Source organism: Pseudomonas trutticola BRTCR10, assembly GCF_056155105.1.
Map to the genome: position 1 here is coordinate 4378270 of NZ_CM149552.1, position 23376 is coordinate 4401645.

Genomic DNA, 23376 nt, shown 5'->3' on the forward strand with positions numbered 1-23376 from the left:
ACTCCCTACCTATTTCTCTTCGATTCTCCCCCCCGAAGTCGAGAACGAAACAAGCCAAATCATGTACACGGCCTTCACCGCAGGACCTAACTATACCGTTCCCATGTAAACATAAATGTATTTGAGGAGTTATATTTCTTTTTTAACCACCTCATCCCGAATAGCCTCATCTCTTTCAAATGTAACCGTGGCCTTCTTAATATTCTACTTCCTTCGCCATAGACTAGCTCTTTCACTTATTACTTCTCAGAAAATTAGATCGGATTTATTTTTATACCCTAGATCCAAAAAAACTGTCTCCTCACCCCTAAATTTTTTCGAGGTAGTCCGTAGTAAACACAGATACATGTTTTACCTCTAAAGTATTCAATGCATTTTTTTGACGATTTGTTAGAACGACACCGGCCTCCAAAATCAAAACAAAATGAATAATCGCAGACCTTCTAGTAATTTGTTTATATTGAGACCCGATCTTCTTTAGTTGCAAACCTATCAATTCGACCCATGAGATAAAATTTCTACCGGAACTCAAATACTTAACCTCAACAACCAAGTCAGTTTCGCCATCAAAATTTGCAATAAGACCATCAACCTCTATCACACTTTTGTCACCACGAAACCGAACACCACGCTCTATAGCTTTTCCATACAGAAGTTCTAAGCTATCAAATGCTTTGGCCTCATATTCGTAAATTCGCCGAATATCGCTGGAAGTTTTTACATTCCCACCTACGCGAGGAAGAGGTGGATTCTTAGGGAGGGGGGCAATGGGAACTTCTTGATTCAGATCAGGTTGCATACTCCCAGCGTCATACTCAGCGTTCGGAGGAGATGAGGGAGCTTTTTCAACATCGCTATCATTTTCTAAGGAAACAGTCTGCACAGAAATCTGACTAGGTGCATCATTAGATTCCTCTGTAGCTCTGGAGTTATCTAACTCGCTTTCCGCAGTTGCACTCAAGCCACTTTCAACCACAACTGCAGACTGTGCGGCCTCGTTTGCCAGGATATCTAACTTCCTTTCTTTAGATAAAGCCTCTTTTTTATAATCAAAATATTCTTTATTACCTCTAATAATTGCAGCCAAGTTCTGCAGAAACTCGAGTTCCGTAACCGCAGTCGCAACTATAAATATTGCTACAAAATATGTAGTCACGTCATTAGAAAATAGAGCAAGCGCAGCCACAAAAAAAATAGCTAGAAGACGCAGCGTGTGGGCCCTCAAATTTTCACACAAAGAAAGAGTGGCTGAAACCAAGGCAAAACCGACGAGCCCTCCACCTAACAACTGAGTAAAATTTGCTGCAGCATCCATTTTGATCCAGCTCGATATTGATTGGGACAGTCGTCCATGGAAGATGTGACGCTACTAAAATGCCACCACCATGTCTATGGTTTATCTCAACCGAGTCAAGACAGAAACCAACCGACATCTGACATACAATTGCGATTAATTCTTAGCAAACTAACTCTTCCGCACGAGAAATCAGGCACAGCTCAAAATACTCAGTCCATTCGTTCAAGCCCTCATCAGCGAACGGCACAGGCAGGTAAGGCACTTGGAATTCTGTCCCAACCTATTCCTGATAAACTCTCCCCACCTTCACCCCTTTGATCCAGATCCCCCCAAATGCCTCTACAACCCGCCCCACTCTTCCGCCGCTTCTCCGTCGCCCCGATGATGGATTGGACTGACCGCCATTGCCGTTTCTTCCTACGCCTCCTGTCGAAGACCGCCCTGCTCTACACCGAAATGGTCACCACTGGCGCCCTGCTCAACGGCGATCACGAACGTTTCCTCCGTCACAACGAAGCCGAGCACCCTCTCGCGCTGCAGTTAGGCGGTAGCGTTCCGCTGGATCTGGCCGCCTGCGCCCGCATGGCCCAGGAACACGGTTACGACGAGGTGAACCTAAACGTCGGCTGCCCAAGCGATCGTGTGCAAAACAACATGATCGGCGCGTGCCTGATGGGGCACCCGCAACTGGTGGCGGATTGTGTGAAGGCGATGCGTGACGCGGTGTCGATTCCGGTGACGGTAAAGCACCGCATCGGCATCAACGGTCGGGACAGTTACGAGGAGTTGTGTGATTTCGTCGGCACAGTGCGCGATGCCGGGTGTACGAGCTTCACCGTGCATGCGCGAATTGCGATTCTGGAGGGGTTGTCGCCGAAGGAGAATCGCGACATTCCGCCGTTGCGTTATGACGTGGCGGCGCAGCTGAAGGCGGATTTTCCGGAGTTGGAGATTGTGCTGAACGGCGGGATCAAGACGATGGAGGCTTGCCATGAGCATTTGCAGACGTTCGACGGTGTGATGTTGGGGCGTGAGGCTTATCACAATCCGTATTTGCTGGCGGAGGTGGATCAGCAGTTGTTCGGCAGTTCGGCGCCGGTGATCAGCCGGGCTGAGGCGTTGGCGCAGTTGCGGCCTTACATTGCCGAGCATTTGCTGGCGGGCGGGGCGATGCATCACATCACGCGCCATGTGTTGGGCTTGGGCACCGGGTTTCCGGGGGCGCGCAAGTTTCGGCAATTGTTGTCGGTGGATATTCACAAGGCCAAGGATCCGTTGGCGTTGCTGGATCAGGCGGCGGAGTTGTTGGCGGGTCGTTGATCGACGCGTTGTATGTGCGGGCAACGAATGAGCGTTGCCCGGAGTGTTGTTGTACCGACAGGATGTCTTTTGTTTATGCCCGCGTTTAGCTGTGTTTTATTCAAGCGATTCACCCTCCTCGCTTTACTCCTTACCGTCCCTGCCACCGCCTGCGCCAGTTGCGATTTTTTGAAAGGGTGCGGTGATGGGGAAGATGGCCCTTTTGAATCAACCCAGATGTCCGGCTTTCTGGTTTTCACGACGACGATGATCACGGTCGATGGGATGTCGGACATGTCCGGACTGAAAAAACGTGTGTATTCGGTAGAGGAAATCGAAGCGGCGCGGTATTTCCTCGCCAGCGACGGCATGCTGCAGGCCGCGTATTTCACCTCGGCCTTACAGCAATTTCGTCAGGATTTGCCCGACTCGGAATTGAATGACCTCGCCGTCGCGGCACTGATCAGCACTCAGTGATCAGCTTGCCGCTGCGGCGGTCCAGTTCACCCAGCCGAAAGCCCACGTCGCCAGTATCAGCAAGCCAAACGCGATCCGGTACCAGGCGAACGCGGCGTAGCTGTGGTTGGCGATGAACTTGAGCAAACCGCGCACGGCGATCATGGCAAAGATGAATGCGGTGACAAAACCCAAGGCGAAGACCGGCAGGTCGCTTTGCTGGAACAGGTCTCGGTACTTGTAGCCGGAGTAGACCGCCGCACCAACCATCGTCGGCATGGCCAGGAAGAACGAGAACTCGGTGGCGGCTTTGCGCGAGAGGCCGAACAGCAGGCCGCCGATGATGGTCGAGCCGGAGCGCGAGGTTCCGGGAATCATCGCCAGGCATTGTACGAAACCGACCTTCAACGCGTCAGACCAGCGCATGTCGTCGACATGCTCGACGCTGATCACATGGTTACGCTGTTCGGCCCACAACATGATGATGCCGCCGACGACGAGTGCGACGGCTACAGTGATCGGGTTGAACAGGTAGTGATGAATCGCGTCAGCGAATAACACGCCCAATACCACTGCTGGGAGAAAAGCGATCAACAAGTTGAGGGTGAAACGCTGAGCATTGCGCTGAGTCGGCAGGCCTTTGACGATTTCGCAGATCTTTGGCCGGAACTCCCAGACGACGGCAAGAATGGCACCCAGTTGAATAATGATGTTGAACGCCATGGCGCGTTCGCCGCCGAACTCCAGGAGGTCGGCGACGATGATCTGGTGACCGGTACTGGAGATCGGCAAGAATTCGGTGAGGCCTTCAACCGCGCCTAAAATCAACACCTGGAAAAGGGTCCAGAAATCCATTAATCCTCCGTCAGAGCGCTCTTGGCGGGCGACTGGTTTATAACACTCAGGGATTGAGTATCTGAAAAAATACAAAGGCTTCGAGCTTTTGTTCTTATTGGCCGAGGAGATTACGTCTTATCAAAAGACACACTCAAGCCATGTTAATAAACGTCCGCCTACGAACTAATGTGAAAAAATTTAGGCACTTAGTAGTAAAAAGTTCATCTAGACAATAAAGTGTGATCTGGCTCACACTATGCGGGATGGCCAGACAGTGGCCAATGGACACAAATAAAGCTGTCGCATTGAGTTCAAAATAGTGGCACAATTTCATATTGCCACCATCTAACGACTAGTTCACACTCCCGAAAAAATCAACTAAAAGCTTGAATTGCTTAATTATTGTTAGAAAACTCGGGAGCCACGTCTAAAATCCGCTTGAATGTTACCAATTGTCAGTCACAGATGAGAACCGGTGCTTTAACATCCAGATGTCAGCACCTAATTCGAGTCAATGCATGATGCTCTCAGGGAACTTGGCGACTAGTAGTCCGCGCCCGACAAACGACGAACCAGGTGTTCTCACTCTGGGCCGTACCCGTGGCGTGGCTGAACATTTCAGGTCGCTACTCGCCAAGCACGTGCGAACCGATATGGCACTTGAAGTCGATTCGTTCACTAGTTCATATAAGCAGAATGAACGCGCTGGTTCGTATCGCGCCATCTTCATTGTCATCGACAGCCCACAGGCCCTCGAAGATAATCTCGCGCTGGTGGAGAACCTGCGCACCGACAACTTGAAACCGATTATCTGCACGGTCATTACTGGCCGGGGCGCCTTCAACAAGATCAAATACTATCTTGCCGGGGCGGACTTCTGTATCAAGTTCAATACCTTATCCGACGACAGTGCCGAGTTGCTGGGCGAGTTCTTCAGCAGTGAAGAATGGCAGCGCGATATCAGTCTGACGCTTGATCCCACGCGCATTTGCCTGTTGGGCACTAGCCAGAAACTCGACATCTCGTTTGCTGAAATGAAGATTCTCGAGGCGTTTGCGCAAACCAGTAATCACATTCTCAGCCATGATGAAATCGCCTCCATCATGGGGCTCAATACCAATTTCTACGACCCGAGGGCGCTGGAGAAATCGATCAGCCGCTTGCGTGGAAAAATCAAGGACATGTATGGTACAAACGCGATTCAGAGTATCCGCGGCTATGGCTATCGCCTGATGCGGGGCCTGATATCGACTGCCTGATCAAGGGCAGCCACCCTTTTGCATACGAACGAAGGATCGTCTGATGCAACCATATAGCTCTCGTTGTATTTCATATCTACCTATAACAAAGCACTTGAATGAGCGCGACACCATAACAATAAACTCAACAACATAGCAGCAGATCGAGTGGAACTTATCGAGGGCCATTTTCGGGCCCAGACCCTGCCTGTCGATTACTTCCAAGGAAGTCATTGCTCGCCTGCCGAATGACCTTTTAGCCAATTTTGGTACGCAGTTAAGGAGAGAGACATGGAAACTAGTACAACCCTCCCCAGAAAATATTTTGTCGTCGTGACTCACAGTACAACGTCGCAGCGTGAACTTGAGAGCATTCTGTCCAGCGAGCGTTTCAATTCGTTTGGCACGTCTCAGGCGCAAATGTTTATTGAAGGTGCTACTTCACCCTCTTCCACTCCGATGCTGATGGAGTTCACTTACCCAAGCGGCACCCGAAAGAACGTCGCCCGCACCATTGAACACGACACCCAGCGAATACTGGCCACGCTCGAGTCTGAATGGCGCGCCGCACAATCGACGAATCCATTTCAAAGCGTTCCGGCAATGACTGGGGAAACCAGCAACTTGCCTCAAGCTATAACAGGCGATACACCTGGCACCGAAACCTGGCACCTGGATAATGATCAAGGCGCACTGGTCAAGGAAGATGTGCAGATCAGTCTTACCGGACTGGAAACCGCATTGGTCAGGAAAATGCTCCATCATGAAGAGCGCGTTGTCAGTCGAGATGACTTGATCCTCAGCATTGGCCGAGAGCCCGAACAGTATCGCGGTCTGGAAATGTGCCTGAGTCGCCTGCAAGACAAATTCAAAAGCGCCAGTAATGGTGAGCGGCTATTTCGTGCCGTAAGAAACCGCGGTTATTGCCTCATTCAGGACATCGTCGCGTAAACACTGCGACCACCGCGAACAAAACAAACAGATAACAGTGCGATTACAAAAACAACAAGAGCACTCTGTTTGAACTCACCTCCCTTGATAGATTGACACTCCCTGCCTCCACCCTTTCAACAGTAACAAATACAACATCACTTATTCACCTCCTTCTCTACGACCTTTTCTAACAGACTTATATTTAATTATTAAAAAGTTGGCAATGTGCCATCTTGTTAAAACTCGTCAGACACCATTCTCCGACAATAACTTAGTCTATTGACTGACGACAGTTCGGCATATCGACGTTGTTACCTCAGAACACTCGTTAAAACAAAAACAATAAATCTGACTAACAACTCGGCTTTCAACTGTTGAAACCTGAATGGACGTCTTTTGGGGATATCGTATGGATCTTTCTCTCAGTATCAATCGAAGCACGGGCCTCAAGGGACTGACCTTTTGGGGCCAATGGGCGCTGGCGCAGGGGTTTATTGTTGCTCTGCTGTTTGTACTGGCCGAACAGCACACCGGAACCGTCGCGTTCTATTACCGAATGTGCGCAACGCTAGCGGTACTGGCCTCAGTACCGGCCTATACGTTCAGTGGCGTTTATCGCAAACGCGACAACTACCTGACCGGACTGGGTCGGCTGTTCATGGGTTGGTCGATGACCATGGCGGCGCTGGCGTTCATCGCATTTGTCTGCAAGGCCGATGAGCTGTTTTCCCGGCAGGTGATCTTGAGCTGGGCGGTTTATGGCTTCCTTGGTCAGGCGTTGCTGTACGCGCCGCTGCATGCGTTCTCGAAGTTCTATCAGCGTTCACGCAAAAGCGAGCACAAGACCCTGATTGTGGGGACAGGTGAACTGGCATTGGGCCTGGCGAAAAAGCTCAGCCAGATCGAAAACCTGCCGCTGGTGGGATTGGTCAGCAACGGTAGCCTGCCCACTCTGGATTCTGATGCTCCACGCGTTGTCGGCGCTCAGGAACAGTTGCTGGAGCTGATCAAGGCCCACGACATCCGCCGCTTGTACATCACCCTGCCGCTGTCGGAAGCGGCGAAAATCGAAGCCATGTATGTCGACTTGCTGGGTGCCAACGTGGATGTTGTCTGGGTGCCGGACCTGAACAGTCTGACCCTGCTCAATCACTCGGTGAAAGTCGTGGACGGTCTGCCGGCGATCTACTTGAACGAGAGCCCGCTGACCAGCCGACCGACCGCAGCACTAAGCAAAAGCCTGGCGGAAAAAAGCGTGGCGCTGCTGGCCATCCTTCTGCTGAGCCCGGTGCTGCTGATCATTGCTCTGGCGGTAAAACTGAACTCGCCTGGCCCGGTGTTCTTCAAGCAGGATCGCCATGGCTGGAACGGCAAGGTGATCAAGGTCTGGAAGTTCCGCTCGATGCGTGTCCACGATGACCGCGATGTCAAACAGGCCAGCCGCAACGACTCGCGCATCACCGCCGTCGGACGCTTTATCCGCCGCACATCGCTGGACGAGTTGCCGCAACTGTTCAACGTGCTGCAGGGGCATATGGCACTGGTTGGCCCGCGTCCACACGCCGTCGCGCACAACCATTTCTACTCGGGGAAAATCCTCGCCTACATGGCGCGTCACCGGATTAAACCGGGCATTACCGGACTGGCGCAAATCAGCGGCTGCCGGGGTGAAACGGATACCCTCGACAAGATGCAAAAGCGTGTAGAGATCGACCTGCAGTACATCAACAACTGGTCGTTGTGGCTCGACCTGAAGATCCTGGTGAAGACACCGCTTACGCTGTTGTCGAAGGATATCTACTGAGATTCAGCGCTGCGCAAGGCAAGACCGCAAGGGGACGAAAGTCCCCTTTTTTGTGCCCCTGATTTGGGGTTCGCGGTACGCCATGTAGGAGTGAGCCTGCTCGCGATGGCGGTGTGTCAGGCATGCAGATGGCGACTGGTCGGGCGCTATCGCGAGCAGGCTCACTCCTACGGGGATCGTGTCTTGGCCATGATTTTGGATTCGATACAACACCACTGTGGGAGCGTGGCTTGCCCGCGATGGCGTCAGGTCAGTCAACATTAATGCCGAATGGACCGCCGTCATCGCTGGCAAGCCAGCTCCCACAGGGGATTGATGGTGGCCCAGGATTTGGCGACAGCACAGCTCACAAAAGGAGCTGCAGATAAGCCGGGATTTCGGACTCCACACACCCCCACTGTGGGAGCAGGCTTGCCCGCGATTGCGTCCGCCCATTCAACATTGATGCCGAATGGACCGCCGTCATCGCTGGCAAGCCAGCTCCCACAGGGGATTGATGGTGGCCCAGGATTTGGCGAAAGCACAGCTCACAAAAGGAGCTGCAGATAAGCCGGAATTTTGGACCAGTCACAAACCCCCTGTGGGGGCCGACTTGCCCGCGATTGCGTCCGCCCAGTCAACATTGATGCCGAATGGACCGTCGTCATCGCTGGCAAGCCAGCTCCCACAGGGATTGGATTTGGTACAGGGATTACTCGGTGATCTTCTCGAAGTTGCGATAGAACATGTCGTCATCCCGGCTATCGGTCATCGAATGCAGTTGATAACCCCGATTAAGCCTTGCGCCACCGTCACGGGTCAGCGGTGCCCACACGAGGTTGGCGCGGCGCATGGTCGACATGCTCATCATTTCGTCGAACGGGATGGACAGGTAGATCCCCTTGTCGAAGCTACCCTCCCCGTACTCGGCACTGCCGGCCGTGGTGATGGTCGCCCAGGCTCCGAAGCGCACGCCGTTGGAGAACTCGCGAGAGATGTCCAGCGTACCGCCCCAGTCACCGGCCAGATACCTGCCGACACTGACAGCGGCGAGTGTGTCATACGGCAAATCGGTGTAACCGGTGATATGCCCGGTCACCACCGAGTAATCGCGCAAACCAAACCCCTGATCGAATTCCCGCTGACGCACGTAGTTCAGATCCGCACCCACCGACCAGCGCTCGCCCGTCGGGCGGAACAGCACCTCGCCCCCGACCCCGGCAAACATCGATTCCAGATAACCGCCATAAACCATGCCATACAGATCTTTATCCAACTGCTCGGTGTGGCTGAGCTGGAACATCGGCATGGTCACTTCGGATTCGGTCAGGTACTGACGCAAATCCGTACGCACACGCGGCAAACCGCTGGGTGCGTCATAGGTGAATTTGTCGAAGTTGTTCTTCAGGTTGGCGCTGAGCATGCCACTCCACCAGGTGCTGCGATTGAAGCGGTATTCGGCATCCGCATCGGCACTGAATTGATAGAGCAAACCTTCCGGGCCGCCGACGTTCTGCTTGAAGCCCAGACCGACGCCATAACTGAAATGCTGCGGCGCTTCGGTGTAGAGGGTTTTCTCGTTGTGCGGCATCGCCGGATTGACTTCGGTGGTGCGGTGCAGCGATTGTAGCGGCTCCTCGTTGTTGATCACTTCGCGGAAGGTCTGGCGCGGCACGCTGGTTTCTTCCAGCGGCAAGTCGTAACGCTTGTTGACCACGGTGAACCAGTTGATGTCGTCGTTGACGCTGTTATCGAGAATCCGGCTCGCCCGCCCGACAGCCTTGGACGAATGAAAGTAACGCTGTTGCTCGCCATACACGATCAATTCGGAATCGCGCTGGCTGATGCGCTCGACCTTGTAGCCGGCATTCTGCTGCAAACGTTGCGAGACGTTGGCCCAGTCAACCTGCTCCATCGCGGTGGTCGGCATCTTCGCTGGCAAAGGCTCAGGCGTTGGATCGTAAGTCTTCGCCGGCGCCTTGCGGCTGACGAAGTTGGTGTGGAAGGTGATGCCGAACATCGCCGTATTACCACGCTCCCACGCCGCGCTGACGTCGACCGAATCCGCCACCTTGAACACCGCGCCGAAGTTGATCGGCGAGTCCTGCTTGATGATGTTGTCCTTCGGTTCGTGCTTGTAATCGTTGCCTTCGTATTCGAGTTTCAGGCTCAGGCGATCCCAGGGAGTCTGATAACTCACGCCACCAAACAACGAAGGCCTGCCGCGAAAGTACGAACCTGAGTTGACGTCACCGGTGCCTTCGAGCGCGGGCCGGGTATCGAAGCGATCACTGACATAGCCCAGCGGGTTATCCATGTCGCCTCGGTTGCCCAGATAACCCCAGGCAATGCCGGCGCTGAAATCGAAATTGTCGTAGCGCTTGTTGGCGACAAAAAACTCACTGGAGAACAAACCCGTACCACCGACGTCTCGGAAACCCAGTGCGACATCGGGCAACCAATGGCTCTCCTGCCACAGCCGGACTTTGACGTCGACCGCCTTATCCTTATAGCTCTGGCTGCCGCTGAGGGCCTCGGAGCCGTACGGCCGGTTGGTGATCGCGGTGTAACGGAAGGAACCTTCGAGCCAGTCCAGTGGCTGCAACGAAACGCTGTAGCGACTGTAGGGCTCGGTGCGGTTGGCGTTGACGCTCAACTCGCCGGCCGGGGCCATGCGCGCGGTCGGCGTCTGCAACAGACCGGTGCCACCAAAGTCATTCTGAGTAATGCGCGGCTCGGCATGCGCCAGACCACAAGGCAATAACAACACAGCTGCAAAACGTAACTTCAACGAACCACCTCGGCCAGCTGCGTGGCAATCAATTCGGCCAACTGCTGATTCAACTCAGGGACAGGCGGATCCAGATCATCATTTTTCACCGGCACCAGAATCTTGCTGCCTGCCACCGGAAACTGCCCGCTCTCGCGATTCCAGTGGGCAATGCCGACGCGTCGCGAGACACCGTTGGGCTGGATCAGCCACAGGTAATCGGCCTCGGCATCGTCCAGCGGCGGGCAGCTTTCCAGATATTCACGGGCTTCCAGCAAGGGCTGATAAGGCAAATGGCAGGTTTCGGCGACAGCGCCGAGCACCTCAACTTCGTCGACGCGTTTCGGGTAGATCAGGCGATCGCCATCGTCCAGCCGAATGTTGCGGGCGAAGCCGACTTCGATCGCCACCGGATCGAGATCGGCGATCTGCCGTCCGGTCACCGGCATCTGCCGCACCTGCTCGGCCAAGCGCTGCGCCAGCGCCACCCGACTCGGTCTATCGAAGAGCGCCGCCATGCGTTGCAACACGTCCAGATCAAACAACACGCCGGCCTTGAGCCGCGTCTGCTCTTCCAGCAATGACTGACGCAACAAGACACCCGCCAGCCAATAACCTTCGGCATTCGGGACAGCTTCGTTGATCACATCGAGCAGGCGCCCGCCCGCGGGCAGCTTGACCGGCCCGGGGTTGGCGACATCACCGCTGACGGTGACGGCGGCCTGGCTGATGCCGCTGATCAACAACAGGCACGCCGACAGCATTCTGAACCGCTTCACGGCAGGTGCCTGCGATCAGGGGTCAGTTGCACAATCTTCACGCGCAATTGCGCGGTCAGTTGCTGCTCACTCTTGACGATGAATCCGTCACGCGGATCGACCCAATAACGATTGGTCGCACTCAGACCGATGGCCGGGGCGTCAATCTGCTCATCGACACGCAGCACGGTGTATTCCTTATCGAGAATGTCCAGGGTTTCCGTGGCGCGACGGATGAAGCGGCTGTTGACGATCACCCCGACTTCCTGACCCTTGTAGAGATCGATCCAGCGCCGACTGGTAAAGCCATCGGCAACTTGATGCAGACCTGATTTGAACGGCGAGTCATCCGCCAGTCGCGTGCCGTCGAGATCGCCCTCAAGGCCCAGGCCAATGCTGCGCACGGCGAGACCATTGCGCAGGAGCAAAACCTGTTTGCCGGAGGCGACCCAGAACTGCAGGTCCTCACGCTCGCGCACCAGCGCCAGCACCCCGGAGCCCGATGGCGTGGTCAGCTTGAGTTGCGGGTAATTGACCTCGGCCACCTGGGCCGGCGTCACGTGCACTTCATCCGGGCCGATCACTGCCGATTTGAGGTTGTTCAGCGACGCGCTCATCAGCGGGTTACAGCCACACAACAACAGGGCCGCCATCAGGCAGACGCCAACTTTCAACGTGTTCACAGTCGGCGACCTTATTTGCTGTTGTTACTGAATTCGCTCCAGTTCTTCGCTGCGGAAGCCCCGGTTCCGACAATCGATGCCGACGGCACCAATTGGCTGATGAAGCGGTTCCAGCGCGTCACGTTGGCAGGCCCGACATACACGACGTCCTGTGGGCGTACTTCAAAGTGCGTGGCGAGGGCCATGGCGGTCGGCGATTCGGCGTTCAACTGGTAGATCTTCGCCGGCTCGACATCGAGGTTTTCCACACCGCGAATGACGTACACCGCGTTGCCGTTGGAGGTGGTCTGGCTCAAGCCGCCGACCGAACCAAGCACATCGGAAAGGTTCATGGTCGCGGTCTTGAAGCTCAATGCGCGCGGCTGATTGACCTCGCCCATCACATAGATGCGCTTGTTGTCGTTGTACGGCAGATACAACTGGTCGCCGCCCTTGAGGTAGACACCCTGCAACTCGGAATCCTGCTGGTTGAGCGAGTCGAGATTGAGCGGATAGACCCGCCCGTTGCGCGTCAGTGTCAGGCCCGACAGGTCAGCATTGTTGGTGTCGATACCGGCCGTGCCGAGGGCCTCGACCACGCTCAGCGGATTGGTCGAAATAGCTTGCGGGCCGGCCTTGCCGACCGCGCCGGTGACCACGACTTTCTGACTGGCGAAACGCAGCACGGCGACGTCTACCTGCGGCTCGGCGATAAACGCCGACAGGCGCTGTTCGATGTCCGCGCGCAGTTGCTGGATGGTCCGGCCGGCGGCCTGGACTTCCTTGATGAACGGGTAATACAGCGTGCCATCGGAACGCACCAGACGGCCGTTGGCATCGATCTGTTGTTGCGCGCCGGACGGGGCCGTCAGTTCGGGGTGATCCCAGACCGTGATGTACAACACATCGTTATTGCCGATGCGATATTCGGCCGGGGTCGCCAACAGCTCCTTCGGCACCGACGTGCGCTTTTGCGTGGCGCGAGTGGTGGAAATCAGCTTGGGGGTGATCGGGATCAGCTCGACCCGGCTGCTTTCACTGGCCCCTTGGCGGGTGATGTCACTGGTGCTCAGGTATTGGCCCGGGGAAAACATGCAACCTTGTAAAGCGAGACTTGCCAACATTAAAAGAGAAAAACTACGAGTCATAATGGCACTACGCTATTCAAGGGCGAATCTAAAAAGAAGTCACCCGACTTGCGTCGGGCGACCCTTACTGCACTAACAAAAACGTCTGTTAGTTATGCGTGCCGGTTGTACCGGTGGTACCCGTCGTACCGGTGGTACCGCCGTTGGCACTGCCACCGCTGTTGGACGCCGCTACAGCACTGGCAACCATTGCAGTACTGGCTGCAGGCGCTTGAGAAGCCGCTACATTGCCACCTACATTGGTTACCGCTGTCAGCGGCGCTTCAGCTGCGGCAGCCCAGTTGCTCAACATCGTCAACAGGGCAACTGCCATCACTTTTTTCATATCAACTCCTTTCTAACATTCATCCTGTTAAAAACCGGCGTGTGTTAGAGGTGGTAGAGTTCAAGTCCGCGAAAAATGCGAACAAGATCCGTTGTTCTTTCACAGTCTTACCCAACTGATAAAAGTCGAACGGCAGGTTTATATCTACGGACTTGCAAAAGGCATTTCCAGCGTATTTTCCAGACGATATCTAACACCTGACCGAAACTAACATTCGGTATCAAAACGACATTATCCGAGATAGCCGTTTGGATGACTCGATTGCCAGCGCCAAGTGTCGGTGACCATGTCCTGCAAGTTTCGCGTGGCTTTCCAGCCCAACTCTTTCGCAGCTTTGGAAGCGTCGGCCCAACTCTCGGCGATATCCCCCGAACGACGTGGCATCACCCGATAAGGCACCGGTTGTCCGCTGGCCTGTTCGAAAGCGCGCAGCACTTGCAACACGCTGTAGCCATCGCCGGTGCCAAGGTTCCAGGTATGAATGCCGCTGCGCCCGCTGATCGACTGCAAGGCCTTCAAGTGCCCCTCCGCCAGGTCGACGACGTGGATGTAGTCGCGCACACCGGTGCCATCGACTGTCGGGTAATCGTCGCCGAAGATCGACAGCTCCGGCAGGCTACCGACCGCGACCTGACTGATGTAAGGCAGCAGGTTGTTGGGGATGCCGTTGGGATCCTCGCCCATCTGGCCGCTGTGATGCGCGCCGATCGGGTTGAAGTAACGCAGCAAAGCGATGCTCCAGCGCGGTTCGGACTGACACAGATCGCGCAGCACGTTCTCGACGATCAGCTTGGATTGACCGTAGGGGTTGGTCGGGTTGCCGGTCGGGAAGTCTTCACGGATCGGCATCTGCTCAGGCTCACCGTAAACGGTGGCCGATGAGCTGAACACCAGCCGGAACACCCCCGCCGCTGCCATCGCCTGACACAGCGTGATGCTGCCGCTGACATTGGTTTCGTAATACGCCAAAGGCTGGCGCACGCTCTCGCCGACGGCCTTGAGCCCGGCAAAATGCAGCACGGCTTCGATGGCGTGCTCCTGGAAAATCCGATCCAGCAGCGCGCGGTCGCAGACGTCGCCGCGAATCATCAACGCGCTCTTGCCGCAGATGGCTTCTACCGCATGCAATGCCGCATCGCTGCTGTTGCAAAGATTATCCAGCACGACAACTTCATAACCCGCTTCAAGCAAAGCAAGTGTGGTGTGCGAGCCGATATAGCCGGCGCCACCGGTTACCAGAATCTTCATAGCGCGGTCCGTTAGTGGATAAGTAGCCGGTAGGTTGTCAAGCCTGTTGTTGTGCAGATGTGTCGCAATCCACACAAATAAGGCGACAACAACAAAAAACAAATTCAGTTCAATGACTGGCAATAAATATTTTTGCAAGTCACACTGTATCGCCCGCTACTTATTAGCACTGCAAGTGCAAACACCACTATCAACAGATACCGACTAAAAATAACTAATAACGCTCTAACCGACATCTAATAACATTGTCGCGTTTTACCGCCGTCGCCAATTGCCATTAATAACCTGACTCGGGTATTAAAGTAAGTCTTCAATACTCATTGAAACTTGCAGCCATTTGTTATGGCCCGCAACCGTTGCCTGTGTTCCATGACTGTCCAGGATACTTTTATGATTCGTAAATGTTTGTTCCCCGCTGCCGGCTATGGCACGCGTTTCTTGCCGGCCACCAAAGCCATGCCTAAAGAGATGCTGCCGATCGTCAACAAGCCGTTGATCGAATACGCCGTTGAAGAAGCGCGGGACGCCGGCCTGCAACACATGGCCATCGTCACCGGTCGCGGCAAGCGTGCGCTGGAAGACCATTTCGACATCAGCTATGAACTGGAACACCAGATTCGCGGCACCGAGAAAGAGAAGTTCCTCGCCGGCACCCGCGAGCTGATCGATACCTGCACCTTCTCCTACACCCGTCAGGTGGAAATGAAAGGCCTTGGCCACGCGATCCTCAGCGGTCGCCCCTTGATCGGCGACGAACCCTTCGCCGTGGTGCTGGCCGATGACCTGTGCCTGAACCTGGAAGGTGACGGCGTGCTCACGCAGATGATCGAGCTCTACAAGAAATTCCGCTGCTCGATCGTCGCCATCCAGGAAGTCCCGGCTGACCAGACGCACAAGTACGGCGTGATCGCCGGCGAACTGATGTCCGACGGCATCTACCGCGTCAACAACATGGTGGAAAAACCCGCCCCGCAGGATGCGCCGTCGAACCTGGCGATCATCGGTCGCTACATCTTGACCCCGGACATTTTCGACCTGATCGCCGACACCCAACCGGGCAAGGGCGGTGAAATCCAGATCACCGACGCGCTGATGAAACAGGCGCAGAACGGTTGCGTGCTGGCCTACAAGTTCAAGGGCCTGCGCTTCGACTGCGGCGACGCCGAGGGTTATCTGCAAGCGACCAATTTCTGCTACGAAAACGTCTACCTCAAGGGCCGCTGAGACGGCTCCCTTCTCCCAGCGAGGCCACCATGAACATTGCACAACATTCCGTAGAGATTGAACGCGAGGTGGATAACCTCGGGGTGATGAGTTGGTTGTCCCGCCATCAGCCGTTGCCCAGCGCCAACGAGTCCTGGCTGGGCACGATTTTGCTGGTGGAGCGGATTGGCATGTTTCCTTCGTCTGGCGACATTCGCCGGACGATGGCCGATCCCTATCCCCTGCTCGCCCATCTGAAAAAACTGTATGGCGAGCAGGCGCTGGAAATGGATGACAGTGATGGGCTGAAGGTGATTTTCGGTGACTGGCGCTTTCGCGTGCGCATCTGCTGCAACGACCCGGCGATCATCATCAACGTCGAAACCCGTTGTGATACGCGATTGATGCCGCAGAAGGTTACGGAATTGCTCGATCAAATCGACGCCTTCGAATAATGCCCCTCACCTGATCGTTCCCACGCTCTGCGTGGGAACGATCACTGCCGGGATGCGGAGCAGTTATCGTCCGCGCCCACTATCCAGCGGTAAAAATAATCAGCAATCAACTTTCCCCCCGTAGCCGGGAGCGGATGGATCTTGTCCGGGCCGATCATCGCGCCAGCATAGCGTTTGACGTCGGAGCCAAAGGCGCATTGCAGATTGGCGTAACCCAGATGCTGCTCGTGGGCCCAAGGCTGCAATACCTGCGCATACGCCGACATCGGATAGGCGCTGGAGCGCGTGGTGTCCTGACGCATGATCAGGTTGATGCTCGCCGCTGGCTGGATCTCGCGGATCATTCCCACCAGACCCTGGACGTTGTGCAGATATGCTTCGGGTTTCACCCCAAAACCCTGATCGTTGCCACCGAGCATGATCAGGTAAACGTCGGCGGGGATCTTTGAGACGGCGGCTTTCCACTGCGTCTGCCACTGCAGATCCTTGTGGTAGAAGTCAGCGGATGCCGCGCCAGACGCCGCGAGTTTGGACACCCGAATGCCGTGCTGATCATTGCTCATCCACAGGCCGAACAACGTCGGCGAGCCTTTCACCACTTCCAGTTTGAATGACCAATCCGCCGCTGGCGGTGTGCTCGGCAATGGCACTTCCTGAACGCCTGAGCCTGCAAGCGTCAATGGTTTCCAGTCTTCCGACGGCGCCCAGCGATAGCGCACCTCACTGGGTTCGCCATTGCCCCGATAAAGCAACTTCGCCTGGGTGACCGCCGTGTTGATCCGAGGTGTCGGGTTGGCATCGATCTGTAGCCAGGCGCCGGGCTGCCCTGTCACCGTGCGGCTGTCAGGACTGGCCTGGCCGAGGCCGGACACATCCCAGCCGCCACCAAAGTACTTCTCGTTGCTGCGGGTGTATTTGAAATGCGTGCCACCCAACGCCGCGCCATGGTTGAAGCCAACGTAACCGGGCCCGGCGAAACCGACCTCCCCGGCCACGCGTTGCACCAGTTTGTTCAGATAGAAATCCTGCCCGGCGCTGTAGCTATCGCCGATTACCGAGACCGCCAACACCTTGCCGGCCTGGCCTTCGCGCCACTGAGCAAAGCGCTCACGCGCATCGCCCACCTCAACCACCGACGCTGCGACGGGTTGCGCGTCATCTACTGCCAACATGCAAAATTTCCTTAAATCCGTAGTGGAGGCTCGCTCCCACAGGGTTTGCGGTCATCCATTAAATCTGTGCATACCAATAAACCTGTGGGAGCTGGCTTGCCAGCGATGGCGGTGGATCAGGTAATGATCTGTACCTGACTCGACCCCATCGCTGGCAAGCCAGCTCCCACAGGTGATCGTGTGACTTACAGGGATGATTGGGTTGGCACCACCGGAGTGATGGGCGCCAACGGTTTCTTCTTCGCTGCGCGCTCACCGAGGAACAACACAGAGGTGAAATTGAACCGACTGAAAATCATCGACAACACCACCGGCCCGAGCAAGCCGCACGCCACGCCACCGAATACCAGCAGGCTTTCATCCTTCACACCCAACCGCCCCAGCACAAACCGCGACGTGGCCGCGAACAACACATGAAACAGGAAAATCGCGTAGGAGTAACCACCCAGCCAGGTCAGCCACTTCGAGCGCATATCACTCGACAGCAACGCGATGCAGGACACGCAACCGACGGTCAGACCGATCAGACTACGGCGATCAACAATCAACTCACGATCAATCGCCGCCACGTACAACAGCGTCAGCGAAATCACCACGAACACCAATGGGCCGATCACCTTGAACGTCTGCTTCAACCGGTCGACATTTTCCTGCCCGATCATCCCCGCGACAAAAAACGGTAGCAGGTAAATCGCGCCATTGATGCCAAACGCATCGAGCTTGAACGGCGGCAGCAGAAACAACACCGCTGCAAACGCGAACAGACCGAACAACCGCGCCGGAGAACGCAGCAAGCCCCGCCACTCCAGCAAGCCGACGAACATGAAAATGATGAACACCGCCTGCAAGAACCAGAAGTGATTGATCGGCACCCAGAACGACAGCAACGCGTCGATCACCCCGACATCCTTGTTCACCCCCGGCCCCACCGCTTGCAGCACCGAGAACGGCACGCCGACGCAAAACAGCGGCACGATCAACCGCCGTACCTTGCCGCTGAAGAATGCGGAAAAGTCATTGCCGCGGATTTTGTAGATCGAATAGATGTACCCGGAAATAAAGGTGAACAGCGGCATGCGCACGTACACCATCGAATCGGCAATCACCCGGAACGGCGAGCCGATATCGATCTTCAGACCACCGCCCAACGGCCCGATGACGTGATAGAGCACCAGCAGCAGGCACGCCAGGCCGCGCAGGGTTTCGATCTCCAGGGACTTTTTCTTGCTCGACATAAAGCACCTGCCTCAATTCAGAATTCTTGATTCAACCTGCACCGGTTTGTTCGCCCGCAGCATCAAACCCAAACCGACAAACAGCACCGGCACGACCATGGAAAAGTGTCGGGCGAAGGAGCCGAAGTCCGGCTCGAACAAGCCTTGCACCAGCAAAAACGCCAGCGGAATCGCGATCAGTTCCTTGGGTTTGGTCTGGATCGGCGCGCCCTTGTAGTCGGTCGAGGTGATGACTTTGAACAGCAGCAACGCGGTCATGATCATCAACGCGACGAAGATCACCTGACCCGGCCCGGAGAGCAGAATCAGTTCCACGGGGAACGACAGCCGAAAGAAGATGATCATCGAGTCCAGCGCCTGCGAGACGAAGTCACTGCCGCTGAGCCACGACACGATCAGCGATTTGGAACCCTCCTCGCCCGCCGTACGCAACTCGTTGTTGCTGGCGCGAATCGACGACACCGGAAAACCCAGCGCCACCTGGATCGACATCGCCACCGCCAGGTAGAACAGGAACAGCATCAAAAAAAACGTCGTGCGCGACACGTACTTCTTCATCACGCAGACGCCAACCCACGACAGCGAAAACAGAATCCAGTAGGGCCGGATCAGCACGCCGTAGATCACCGCCGAGAGGAAGAAGCCGCCGCGATATTTGCGTGTCAACGAGCTGAGCAAAATGCTCAGCACCGCCACCGACACAATGATTTCCTTGGTCAGGTTTTCCAGGAAGAACGAGCGCACGATGCCCCACAGACACAAGGTGCCGAAGATCGCCAGCGGCATACGCCGAAAGACCACCACCGGAATCGCCGTGAGGAAAAAGTTGCAGAACATCCCGTAGGCCCAGGCGTTGGTCAGGTTGATCCCGGTGGGTCGCAGCAGGAACGCCGAACACTCGTAAGAAGAACGATCCGGCGAGAACGGGTTCCAGAAATTGCAGTTGTCGGCACGCGCATAGGACGACCACAACGTCATCGCATCCGGGCCCGGATCGCGGGGGATCAGCAGCGGCATCGCCACCGACAGAAACAGCCCGGTGAAGAGGATCAGGAACGAGACGTACGAATCGAGTTTCTTGCCGCGAAACTCGATGCACGGCAGCTTCAGGCCCATGACACAGCAGCCTTTTTCGCAGCGGTCACGCGGGTCAACAGGGCAATCACACCTAGCTGCACGATGATCGCGAAGACGTTGCCCCAAGCCGCGCCATAGATCGAATAGTGCTTGATCAGTACGTAGCTGACCGGCACTGAAACCAGCAGGCAGATCGCCGCGCTGGCGAGAGATACCCGACTGTTTTTCGAGGCAATCAAACCACCCCAGACGATGTCGCCAATCGCACGCAGGGCGAAGGAGAAAATCAGCACGCCGAGGATCGCGTTGTCCGGGCGCGGCACGCTGGTGGCGACGTAATCGAGCACCACGTTGAAGAACAGATAAATCGCCACCGCCACTGCAGCCGAGACCACCAGCGAGCGCATGACCCATTTGTTCACGAACAGTTGCCTGACCGTGAACGCCTGTTGATCAGCCTGGAAACGCTTGGCGAGTACTGGAATGCCCACCACCGCCACCACCGCGTACGACAGCGCCTGCAACGTGTTGGCCGCCGACCACGCGTACACGTATTGACCGAGCCTGGCGTAGGGTTCGAGGTCGGCGATCAGAAAGCGTTCGGCGTACTGACTCAGCGCGATCAACCCGGTGCCGAAGTAGAACGGCAACCCGGCTTTCCACACGGTGGCCGTGGCCAGTGACCCGTCTTCCCGGCCGTGATGAACGTTCACCACGATCCAGTAACCGGCGATGATCACCAGCACGTTGGCGACCACCCACAACCACAACACACTGGCGATTTCCGACACCCAACCGAGCATCATCCCGCCGACGGCCAACAACGCCCACAGGCCGGTCTTGATGAAGAACAACAGGGCGCCCGCCGTGGCTTTCTGCGCGGAGAACACGAACGAGTTGATCTCGAACGACAGGTGCTCGCTGAGCAAAACCAGCGTCACGCAGAGGATCAGCGCGGTTGTCGCATCGACCTGCTGGAACAGCGAATAAATCAGCACCGTCGCCACCGACAACAGCAATCCGACAGCGAGGTACAACAGCAACACCTTGTCGACCACCCGGCGCGAACTGCCACCGACGCTGATCAGCCGATTGATCTCCGAACTGAAACCGACACTGTAAAACTTCGAGGCGATCAACGACGCCGCGACCACCACGCCATAGAAACCCAAGGCCTCATAACCGAGGTAATGAGTGATCGCCAACACCAGCAAAAACTTCGCGCCCAAGGCTCCGCCGCGAAGCAATAGCCGAAATATCATCGAACGATCCCTTTGATGATCTCGTCCATGGCCACGGTTTTCGCCTCGATCTCGCGGCAGGTGTCGGTCAGGCGTTTGCCGAAGTTCGACAGTGCATTCGGCGCGTAGACCGTGTCGATGATGGTGTCGACATTGATGTCGCCGCCATTGATCACCCAGTCCTCGACACCCATGTCCTGATAGGCGCCAAAACCTTTGCGCTCGTAGCTGATGTGATACGCCGGCACGCCGGAGAGCAGCGACTCGATGGCGCCGTGCAGACGCACGGAAATCACCAGGTCCGGTTGGTATTTGGCGATGGTCGCCTTCAACGACAGCAAGTCTTCAGTAATGCCCAGTTCGCGATAGAACGCGCCGTCATCGTTACCGCGCACCGCGCTTTGCACCGCGCAGACCACTTTGCTTTTGTTCTTCAAACGCTGCAGCAGCAACTTCAGATTGGCGACGTAGGCGAGCTTCTTTTCCTTGCTCCACTCCGGCGGCTTGCGCAGCACCACGCAGACCGTGGCCGGCGATGCCGCGCAACGGGTGAACTTGGGTTGCTGAAGAATCTTGCCGGCCAGCGACTGCACTGCGAGATCCGGCGCGCGATAGACGTTTTCGCAAGCATCGAAGATCGCCGAGGAGCGGTTGTCGCGCACGAACACCGCGTCGGCGCTGGCGTAGTGCTCGACGATCTTGCTGCTCTCGCCATGGAACGGGCCGATGCTTTGCGGCAGGTACACCGACGGCACTTTGCTGAGGATCGCGGTTTCCAGTTGCTTGGCGTGGCCCAGCTTGAGTTTGATGTGTTCGAAGGCACTCTTCGAACGCATGTAGCCGCCGCCGACGCCGACGATCAAGTCGGTTTTCTTCAACAGATCGGCGAGCCCGGCGTAGGACTGATTGAGAAACACCGCTTGCTTGACCCGGCCCAAACCCTTGGCGGCCATCACCGGCGCGTCAAAACGCGGGTGCGGCAGATAGTTGAAGGACTCGGGATCGGAAGCCACGACGCTGATCGACGTGTCTTCACCAAAGTTGCGCTGCACCAGCGCAATTGCCAGATCGACCAGCAGACCGTCACCGGAGTTGGACGCACTGTAGCCATGCAAAATCGTTACGTTCATAAGCTGAGTTCTACTTAATAAGTGGGAGCGCAATACAGGTCGTAGGTCTGGCGGATCATCAAGGCAGCGCTGAAGCGCTCGCGGACGATGCTGCGACCTTCGTTGCCGAGGTCGAGCAAACGCGGCTTCTGAATGATCGTCAGCACATCGGCCAGGGCCTGATGATCGCCGGAGGGGAAGACGTAGCCGGACACTTCATGGGTGACCAGCTCCGGCAGCGAGGTGCAGTTACTGGCGATCACCGGCAAGCCCATCGCCATGCCTTCCAGCGGCACCATCGCAAAGCCTTCCCAGCGACTCGGCACAATCAGCGCATCGGCTTTTTGATACAGCGCGTGCACTTCGGTCGGCGTCACCCATGGCAAATATTCGACGCCAGCCATTGGCGGGCACTCGACCGCATCCTCGTTGACCGCACTGCCGACCACCGTCAGCTTGAGGTCGTTGCGCTGCACTTTGGCGTAGGCCTTGAGCAGCACATCGAAGCCTTTCTGGTAGTCGAGACGGCCGACAAACAGCAGATGAATCGGCTCGGGGGTGTTGGTTTTCGGCGCGTCTTCCTTGCGATGAATGCCGTTGTAGATCAGCTTCATGCGCTTGCGCTCGATGCCAAACTTCGCGGCTTTGTCGAGCTCGTACTGGCTGACGCAAATGATCACGTCGGTGACTTTCTGCAAGACCCGCTCGATCCACGCATAAGCTTTCTGCTTGGTCGGCGAGCTTTCCATCAGGAACGAAAAGGCATGCGGGCAGTAGACGATTTTCGGCTTGCGCCACGGTCGCAACAGCACGCACACGCAACGGCCGATCACCCCGGAAAAGGTGCTGTGCAAATGCACCACATCAGGCTTTTCCTTGAGCATCACCTGGATCAGACGCCAGGCGAAACGCAGCAGCGACGGCACATTGCGCCCGGTTCGAGCGAAGGTGCGGATCTGCTGCGCCGGAATGCCGTGCAGCTCTTTTTCCTGATCCTGCGGGACCAGATAGACCAGCTCATAGCTGGCAGCGTCGTCTTCGGGTGACGTCGAAATCGTGCGGATCACCGTCGCGACGCCACCTTTGATCGTTTCAGCCACGTGCAGTATTTTTTTCACAACTCACCCACT

General features: G+C 56.1%; 21 protein-coding genes. 7 read left to right on the forward strand and 14 right to left on the reverse strand.

The window, feature by feature from the left end; genetic code table 11:
• Window positions 1–307: 307 nt before the first annotated feature.
• Entirely contained in the window at window positions 308–1315 is a 1008-nt protein-coding gene (locus ACVVH8_RS19845) for a hypothetical protein (RefSeq protein WP_475225827.1), read from the reverse strand.
• Between the two features lie 315 nt (window positions 1316–1630).
• Here ACVVH8_RS19845 and dusA point away from each other — a divergent pair, with 315 nt between their 5' ends.
• Together dusA and ACVVH8_RS19855 are read left to right on the forward strand one after the other, a co-directional pair.
• Window positions 1631–2617 (forward strand): tRNA dihydrouridine(20/20a) synthase DusA, encoded by a 987-nt coding sequence (gene dusA / locus ACVVH8_RS19850; RefSeq protein ID WP_475225829.1) that lies wholly within the window; start codon window positions 1631–1633, stop codon window positions 2615–2617.
• A 273-nt stretch (window positions 2618–2890) separates the two neighbouring features.
• Window positions 2891–3073 carry a DUF2388 domain-containing protein gene (locus tag ACVVH8_RS19855; protein ID WP_256583557.1) on the forward strand — a complete coding sequence of 61 codons (183 nt, stop codon included), beginning with the start codon at window positions 2891–2893 and terminating at the stop codon, window positions 3071–3073.
• On the opposite strand, the gene ACVVH8_RS19860 is transcribed toward ACVVH8_RS19855, so the two are convergent.
• On the reverse strand, window positions 3074–3907 hold the full coding sequence (locus ACVVH8_RS19860; protein ID WP_213026109.1) for an undecaprenyl-diphosphate phosphatase: 834 nt from the start codon (window positions 3905–3907) through the stop codon (window positions 3074–3076).
• 500 nt (window positions 3908–4407) lie between these two features.
• Between ACVVH8_RS19860 and ACVVH8_RS19865 the strand changes: the two genes are divergently transcribed.
• From ACVVH8_RS19865 to ACVVH8_RS19875, 3 genes are all read left to right on the forward strand, one after another.
• Window positions 4408–5148, forward strand: a complete 741-nt coding sequence (locus tag ACVVH8_RS19865; protein ID WP_475225832.1) for a winged helix-turn-helix domain-containing protein — start codon at window positions 4408–4410, stop codon at window positions 5146–5148.
• Between the two features lie 270 nt (window positions 5149–5418).
• The gene (locus tag ACVVH8_RS19870; protein ID WP_103305106.1) at window positions 5419–6078 is read left to right on the forward strand and encodes a winged helix-turn-helix domain-containing protein; all 660 of its coding nucleotides are present in this window, start codon (window positions 5419–5421) and stop codon (window positions 6076–6078) included.
• A 391-nt stretch (window positions 6079–6469) separates the two neighbouring features.
• Window positions 6470–7864, forward strand: a complete 1395-nt coding sequence (locus ACVVH8_RS19875; protein ID WP_475225834.1) for an undecaprenyl-phosphate glucose phosphotransferase — start codon at window positions 6470–6472, stop codon at window positions 7862–7864.
• A 691-nt stretch (window positions 7865–8555) separates the two neighbouring features.
• Here the strand turns inward: ACVVH8_RS19875 and ACVVH8_RS19880 are convergent.
• The 6 genes from ACVVH8_RS19880 to galE form a co-directional block, all read right to left on the reverse strand.
• The gene (locus ACVVH8_RS19880) at window positions 8556–10634 is read right to left on the reverse strand and encodes a YjbH domain-containing protein (RefSeq protein WP_475225837.1); all 2079 of its coding nucleotides are present in this window, start codon (window positions 10632–10634) and stop codon (window positions 8556–8558) included.
• Window positions 10631–11392, reverse strand: a complete 762-nt coding sequence (locus tag ACVVH8_RS19885) for a capsule biosynthesis GfcC family protein (RefSeq protein ID WP_475225839.1) — start codon at window positions 11390–11392, stop codon at window positions 10631–10633. The genes ACVVH8_RS19880 and ACVVH8_RS19885 overlap by 4 nt, the downstream gene beginning before the upstream one ends.
• On the reverse strand, window positions 11389–12054 hold the full coding sequence (locus tag ACVVH8_RS19890) for a YjbF family lipoprotein (protein WP_475225842.1): 666 nt from the start codon (window positions 12052–12054) through the stop codon (window positions 11389–11391). Before ACVVH8_RS19890 ends, ACVVH8_RS19885 begins: the two co-directional genes overlap by 4 nt.
• 11 nt (window positions 12055–12065) lie before the next feature.
• Window positions 12066–13181, reverse strand: a complete 1116-nt coding sequence (locus ACVVH8_RS19895; RefSeq protein WP_213026113.1) for a polysaccharide biosynthesis/export family protein — start codon at window positions 13179–13181, stop codon at window positions 12066–12068.
• Between the two features lie 88 nt (window positions 13182–13269).
• The gene (locus ACVVH8_RS19900) at window positions 13270–13506 is read right to left on the reverse strand and encodes a hypothetical protein (RefSeq protein WP_007910552.1); all 237 of its coding nucleotides are present in this window, start codon (window positions 13504–13506) and stop codon (window positions 13270–13272) included.
• Window positions 13507–13737: 231 nt separating this feature from the next.
• Window positions 13738–14754, reverse strand: a complete 1017-nt coding sequence (galE, locus tag ACVVH8_RS19905; RefSeq protein WP_475225845.1) for a UDP-glucose 4-epimerase GalE — start codon at window positions 14752–14754, stop codon at window positions 13738–13740.
• A gap of 390 nt (window positions 14755–15144) precedes the next feature.
• On the opposite strand from galE, the gene galU reads away from it, so the two are divergent.
• Window positions 15145–15978, forward strand: a complete 834-nt coding sequence (gene galU, locus ACVVH8_RS19910; protein WP_007910549.1) for a UTP--glucose-1-phosphate uridylyltransferase GalU — start codon at window positions 15145–15147, stop codon at window positions 15976–15978.
• A gap of 29 nt (window positions 15979–16007) precedes the next feature.
• Window positions 16008–16412, forward strand: coding sequence for a phosphohexomutase domain-containing protein (locus tag ACVVH8_RS19915; protein ID WP_103305099.1), 405 nt, complete (start codon window positions 16008–16010; stop codon window positions 16410–16412).
• 41 nt (window positions 16413–16453) lie between these two features.
• Here the strand turns inward: ACVVH8_RS19915 and ACVVH8_RS19920 are convergent, their stop codons facing one another.
• The 6 genes from ACVVH8_RS19920 to ACVVH8_RS19945 all read right to left on the reverse strand — a co-directional run bounded on the left by ACVVH8_RS19920 (window position 16454) and on the right by ACVVH8_RS19945 (window position 23364).
• On the reverse strand, window positions 16454–17584 hold the full coding sequence (locus ACVVH8_RS19920) for an SGNH/GDSL hydrolase family protein (RefSeq protein ID WP_475225848.1): 1131 nt from the start codon (window positions 17582–17584) through the stop codon (window positions 16454–16456).
• Between the two features lie 185 nt (window positions 17585–17769).
• Complete coding sequence (locus tag ACVVH8_RS19925) at window positions 17770–18819, reverse strand: acyltransferase family protein (RefSeq protein WP_475225851.1); 1050 nt, start codon at window positions 18817–18819, stop codon at window positions 17770–17772.
• Window positions 18820–18831: 12 nt separating this feature from the next.
• The gene (locus tag ACVVH8_RS19930; RefSeq protein WP_103305096.1) at window positions 18832–19935 is read right to left on the reverse strand and encodes a hypothetical protein; all 1104 of its coding nucleotides are present in this window, start codon (window positions 19933–19935) and stop codon (window positions 18832–18834) included.
• A complete protein-coding gene (locus ACVVH8_RS19935; protein WP_475225853.1) occupies window positions 19926–21158 on the reverse strand; it encodes an MATE family efflux transporter in 1233 nt (410 codons plus the stop codon). Before ACVVH8_RS19935 ends, ACVVH8_RS19930 begins: the two co-directional genes overlap by 10 nt.
• Complete coding sequence (locus ACVVH8_RS19940) at window positions 21155–22267, reverse strand: polysaccharide pyruvyl transferase family protein (RefSeq protein WP_213026118.1); 1113 nt, start codon at window positions 22265–22267, stop codon at window positions 21155–21157. Before ACVVH8_RS19940 ends, ACVVH8_RS19935 begins: the two co-directional genes overlap by 4 nt.
• 14 nt (window positions 22268–22281) lie before the next feature.
• Window positions 22282–23364, reverse strand: a complete 1083-nt coding sequence (locus ACVVH8_RS19945; RefSeq protein WP_475225856.1) for a glycosyltransferase — start codon at window positions 23362–23364, stop codon at window positions 22282–22284.
• Window positions 23365–23376 lie beyond the last annotated feature (12 nt).